Here is a 5,585-nt window from a genome sequence, read left to right as displayed (position 1 = left end):
AAGGGGCTGGGGTTTGGGCGTGGCCTTCGACTTCGCTCAGGCTGAACGAAGATCTGGGCGTGGTGCTTCTCGCATGCATGGCCCGGTAAATATCCGTGCCGCACTTCCCTCGCTCCGTGCGGCCTGAGCGAAGTCGAAGTCCACGTTTCCCCCTAGAGTTTGATCCATCTAAGTTGAAGCGTAGCCGCTGTTGCGGAGGTAGTTGGCGCATTCGTTTGGAGGGAAAGCGTCGAGGAGCGAGCCGATCTGCTTCCATGTCGCCTCGACCGATCGGGTATTGGCCTTGCGTAACAGCGTCTTGAGCTTAGCGAAGACCTGCTCGATGGGATTAAGGTCGGGAGAATAGGGCGGCAGGAACAGGAGCCTGGCGCCGACGGAGCGGATGAGCTGGCGGACGGCCTTGCTCTTGTGGCTACCGAGATTGTCCATGATGACGATGTCGCCGGGCGAAAGGGTAGGCAGCAGGAACTGCGCAACATAGGCGGCAAAGCTCTCGCCGTTGATGGGGCCGTCGAGCACGAGCGGCGCGTCGATGCGATCATGCCGGAGCGCCGCCAGGAAGGTGAGCGTACGCCAATGGCCGTGCGGCACCTTGTCGACGAGCGGCAGGCCGCGAGCACACCAGCCGCGCAGGCGCGTCATGTTGGTCTTGGCCCAGGTCTCGTCGATGAAGACGAGGCGACGCGGATCGATCCGGCCCTGATATTTGCGCCATTGCGTGCGGCGCCTGGCGATCGCCGGCCGATCCTGCTCGCGGGCGATCAGCGTCTTTTTTTGAACGTGATCCCCGCCTCGCGCACGATCCGCCACACCGAACCGTAGCTCGTCACCACGCCGCGCTCGCCCAGTTCCGCCACCAGCGCCCGCAGTGTCACGTCCGGCTTGGTTGCCAGCCGCTCCAGCAGCCACTCACGCTCGGCCGACAGCGAACGCGGCTGCTTGCGCCCCGGCGGCCGGGCCGCAGCGCTGCCCGTTGCACGAAGCCGCTGAGACCACTTGACCGCACTCGCCACGCTGACGCCAAACAGTTCAGCCGTCGCACGGCACGAACGGCCACCCAAAACCGATGCCGCTACCCGCTCACGTAAATCATCCGAATAGGCTCGACCCACACCTGCCGACCTCCGCACGGCAAGAAGCTTGAATCAAACTTCCGGCACCTTGTGAATCCCCAATCGATTCCACTCGGATGACTCAGACTCTAAAGCAAAAAGGCCGCCCCCGAAGGAACGGCCTTCCACGAAATACCGGCCTGAAGGATCAGGCACCCAGCGGACTGGGCGATCCGAACGGCCCCGCGCCACGCCGGGTCTTGGGGATCGAGGTCCCCGCCTTGGCGACCGGCGTCGCCTTCGCCTTGGGATCGTCGCGGCCGATATCGTCGCCCGCAATCAGCTTCTTGATCTCATCGCCCGACAGCGTCTCATATTCCAGCAGAGCCCCGGCCAGCAGGTGGAGCTGGTCGACATGCTCGGTCAGCACATGCTTGGCGCGGTGCAGGCCGCCCTCGACGATCGACTTGATCTCGTCGTCGATCAGCTGCGCAGTCTGGTTGGACATGCGCACCGGCTGGCTGGACGAATAGCCCAGGAAGCTCTCGCCTTCCGGCTGGGCGTATTCAACCGGACCGACCTTGTCCGACATGCCCCACTTCGTAACCATGTCGCGTGCCAGACCCGTGGCATACTGGATATCGCCGCTCGCGCCGCTCGACACCTTGTCATAGCCGAAGATGATCTCCTCGGCGACGCGACCGCCCATGGCGACCGCCAGGTTCGCATACATCTTGTCGCGGTGATAGCTGTACGAGTCGCGCTCCGGCAGGCGCATCACCATGCCGAGCGCACGGCCGCGCGGGATGATCGTCGCCTTGTGGATCGGGTCCGACGCCGGTTCGTGCAGCGCGATGATCGCATGGCCCGCCTCGTGATAGGCGGTCATCCGCTTCTCGTCCTCGGTCATGACCATGGAGCGGCGTTCCGCGCCCATCATGACCTTGTCCTTGGCTTCCTCGAACTCGGCGCTGGCAACCAGGCGCTTGCCCTTGCGCGCCGCCATCAGTGCGGCCTCGTTGACGAGGTTGGCGAGGTCCGCGCCCGAGAAGCCCGGCGTGCCGCGCGCGATGACGCGGGCGTCGACGTCGGGCGCCAGCGGCACCTTCTTCATATGGACTTCGAGGATCTTCACGCGGCCGTCGATGTCCGGGCGCGGCACCACGACCTGACGGTCGAAGCGGCCGGGACGCAACAGCGCGGGGTCAAGCACGTCGGGGCGATTGGTCGCGGCGATGATGATGATGCCTTCATTGGCCTCGAAACCATCCATCTCGACCAGCAGCTGGTTCAGCGTCTGCTCGCGCTCGTCATTGCCGTTGCCCAGGCCCGCACCGCGATGGCGACCCACCGCATCGATTTCGTCGATGAAGACGATGCACGGCGCCGACTTCTTGGCCTGCTCGAACATGTCGCGCACGCGGCTGGCGCCGACGCCGACGAACATCTCGACGAAGTCCGAACCCGAAATGGTGAAGAACGGCACGCCCGCCTCACCCGCGATGGCGCGGGCGAGCAGCGTCTTGCCCGTACCCGGCGAGCCGACCAGCAGCGCGCCCTTCGGGATCTTGCCGCCCAGCCGTGCGAACTTCGACGGGTCCTTCAGGAACTCGACGATTTCCTGAAGCTCTTCGCGCGCCTCGTCGATGCCGGCCACATCGTCGAAGGTCACCTTGCCTTCCTTCTGGGTCAGCATACGCGCACGGCTCTTGCCGAAGCCCATCGCACCGCTGGCGCCGCCGCCCTTCTGCATCTGGCGCAGCACGAAGAAGGCGATGCCGATGAACAGAAGGAAGGGCAGCGAATTGTACAGCATGACCATCCAGATCGACGGACCCTCGTCGGCCTTGGCGGTGAAGGTCACGCCCTTGTCGCGCAGACGCGGGATCAGCTGCGAATCGGGAACCGGAGTCGTGCGGAACTTCTCGCCCGACGACAGCGTGCCGGTGATCGACTCGCGCGAGATCGTCGCGGTCTTCACCGTGCCCTCGTCGACCTTGTCGAGGAAGGTCGAATATTCGATCTGATTGCCGCTCTGCGCCGACGAACCGGCGCCGGACAGGCTGACGAACAGCGCGAGCGCCATCAGGATGCCCACCCAGATCAACAGGCTCTTCATCCAGGGGTTGCCGCCCCCATTGGGATCGGGGCTCTGCTGCTTGTCGTTGTCGTTCATCGGTGCCGGATACCTTTCCGTCCCCAAGATAGGCGCAGCGAGGTTAATGGCAATGGAACAACACCGATCAAAGTGATCGATCGATGACGGATGTGTCAGTCGGCGGCCGTCCGTCGACGCGCTTGCGCCCCCACCGCGCCGATCAGCCGGTCCGGCGCGGTGGCGCGGGACGGAAACGCCATACGCCCGAGCGGACGCTGGCGATCACCCCCGCCTGGGTCGCGCGGCTGCCGGCGGTCAGCGCGTCGAGCAGCTTTTCGATATTGCCCCCCTCGTTCCAGGCGGGCGATTCGATCGCGGCGATCTGCCGCACCGTGCCGACCGCGCGGCGGGCCAGCCGCCGCCCCAGTTCGCGCGGCAGATCGGCGGCGGCGATGCGGACATTGTCGCCATCGATCTGCGCGCGCTCCCGCCACAGCCAGTCGACCGTCGCGCGCAGATCGGCATCGGCCTCCGCCAGTTGCGCCGCGGCCCGCGCCATCTGCGCCACGCCCAGCCATTCATGGGCGTCGAGCAGCTGGCGGAAGCGGGTGCGGTCATGTCGGGGATCGTGATTGGCGGGATCATCGACGAACGGCGCTTCCGCCCGGCGCACGATCTGGCGAAGCTCGGCCCGCCGCCAATCCAGCAGCGGACGCAGCACCGCGACGCCCCCGATCTCGGTCCGCGCACGCACCCCCGACAGGCCAGACAGCCCCGCCCCGCGCGCCGCGCGCATCAGGAACGTCTCCGCCTGATCGTCGGCATGATGCGCGGTCAGGATCGCCGCCGCGCCGATCGCCCGCGCCTGCTCGGCGAGCAGGGCATAGCGCGCCTCGCGCGCCTGCGCCTGAAGGCTGGCCCCGGCGATCGGATCGGCGGGGCGCAGGCCGTGATGGGGCACGCCCAGACGCCGGCAATGGTCCGCGACCATCCGCACCTCGTCCGCCGCGTCCGCCCGCAGCCCGTGATCGACCGTGGCCACCGCGATCCGCTCACGAAAGGACGCCGCCGCCAGCGTCAGCATCGCCATGCTGTCCGGCCCGCCGGACACCGCCAGCAACAGCGGCGCGGCATGGGTGCGCGGATCGTGGAGCGTCGTCAGATCGGCGGCGAAGCGCGCGATCTGATCCTCGGCCGTGGCGTCGGTGGCCATGATATTCTCAAAGCTGGTCAGGGGAGACCCGGCTCTAGGCCCCTCCCCGATGCCCGTGCAAGCGATTTCCTGCGCGAAAGCCTATCACATGCCTTGGATATCGAACGCCGCTCGTCCGGGCGACGTTCGGTGCCCCGCCATCAGCGGATTACTTGCACTTCGCGGCGCTGCGTCCCGCCTCGATCTGGGTCTTCATGGTCCCCGAGATCTTGGCGCCATAGACGTCGGTCAACTCGTCATAGACCTTGCACGCGTCTGCCGCCTTGTTGAGCTTGGTCAGCGCTTGGCCGAGATAAAGAAGGCTGTCGGGCGCCCGTTCGCCATCCGGGAATTTCTTGTAATTCTCGTAAAAGGCCATCGACGCCAGGCTGGGCTTGCCGGAATCCAGATAGCTGCGACCGAGCAGATTCTGCGCGAAGCTGGCGCGGCGGCTCTTGGGATAATCGGCGACCACCTTCTTCAGCTGCGTCTCCGCCTCGGCATAGCGCTTGGCGGCCCACAGGCGATAGCCATAGAGATAGGCGTCCTCAGCCGGATCGCCGGTCGAGGGCTTGTCGACCGGCGTCGCGGACCCGCTGCTGGCGGTATCGCCGCTGGCGACCACCGCCGCGGGGGCACGACCGGGCCTGGCCGGTGTCGCCGCCGTGCCGTCGGCCGAGGTGTCGAGCGGCGCGCTCTGCCCCGCCGGTGCGATCGGCGCCGGGCCGGACTCCAGCGCCTTCAGGCGCGCATCGGTGGCGCGCTTATAGGCGTCGAACTGGTCCTGCAACTGGCGGGTGCGATAGCCACTCTGCTCGATCTGGCCGGTCAGGCTGGCGAGCTGCTCCTCCAACGCGGTGACGCGCGCGGTCAGGTCGGTCAGCGCACTGGTCGCGGGCACGCCGGAAACCTGCGCCTGGGTCTGCGGCGCGGTGATCTGCGGCTGGACATACTGGCCCGCACCGCCCGGAAACACCTTGCGCTGGACCGCGCGCATTTCGCTTTCCAGCTTGCCGACGCGGCCCTCGACATTGGACTGCGCCGATGCCGCCATCGGCATGATCAGGACGGCCGCAGCGCCGGCCAGCAACAGGTTACGCATCGCTCTCACCCCCCGGTGGGTTCATTGGAAAAGGCGGAGCATCCTATCTGCTCCGCCGAAGCTGTCGCCAGCCTGAAAGACCGGCCCTTACAGATCCGCCGGCGCCGTCGTCGCCGGGCTTGGCGACGGTTGCGGCGCGGG

The 5,585-nt window shown here is 66.8% G+C and carries 4 protein-coding genes; all 4 read right to left on the bottom strand.

From position 1 onward, the window contains the following. Positions 1 to 168 precede the first annotated feature (168 nt). A protein-coding gene (locus tag ACQKJZ_RS17730; RefSeq protein ID WP_427732833.1) for an IS630 family transposase occupies positions 169 to 1,112 on the bottom strand; the annotation gives its coding sequence in 2 pieces (ribosomal slippage) (positions 169 to 774 and positions 777 to 1,112; 942 coding nt in all). A 148-nt stretch (positions 1,113 to 1,260) separates the two neighbouring features. Further along, entirely contained in the window at positions 1,261 to 3,228 is a 1,968-nt protein-coding gene (gene ftsH / locus ACQKJZ_RS17725) for an ATP-dependent zinc metalloprotease FtsH (protein WP_312490883.1), read from the bottom strand. Between the two features lie 142 nt (positions 3,229 to 3,370). Further along, complete coding sequence (gene tilS / locus ACQKJZ_RS17720) at positions 3,371 to 4,363, bottom strand: tRNA lysidine(34) synthetase TilS (protein WP_427732831.1); 993 nt, start codon at positions 4,361 to 4,363, stop codon at positions 3,371 to 3,373. A gap of 148 nt (positions 4,364 to 4,511) precedes the next feature. Beyond that, the gene (locus ACQKJZ_RS17715) at positions 4,512 to 5,444 is read right to left on the bottom strand and encodes a tetratricopeptide repeat protein (RefSeq protein WP_427732829.1); all 933 of its coding nucleotides are present in this window, start codon (positions 5,442 to 5,444) and stop codon (positions 4,512 to 4,514) included. Positions 5,445 to 5,585 lie beyond the last annotated feature (141 nt).

This window comes from Sphingomonas sp. NPDC019816, assembly GCF_050274375.1.
In the GTDB taxonomy this organism is placed as follows: Bacteria; Pseudomonadota; Alphaproteobacteria; order Sphingomonadales; family Sphingomonadaceae; genus Sphingomonas.
Note: the sequence above shows the minus strand (reverse complement) of the source record. Positions and strands in the feature narration are given on the sequence as shown.

Coding starts and splice junctions, on each gene's coding strand:
- ftsH (WP_312490883.1), bottom strand. CDS start 3,228: ATGAACGACAACGACAAGCAGCAGAGCCCCGATCCCAATGGGGGCGGC.
- tilS (WP_427732831.1), bottom strand. CDS start 4,363: ATGGCCACCGACGCCACGGCCGAGGATCAGATCGCGCGCTTCGCCGCC.
- ACQKJZ_RS17715 (WP_427732829.1), bottom strand. CDS start 5,444: ATGCGTAACCTGTTGCTGGCCGGCGCTGCGGCCGTCCTGATCATGCCG.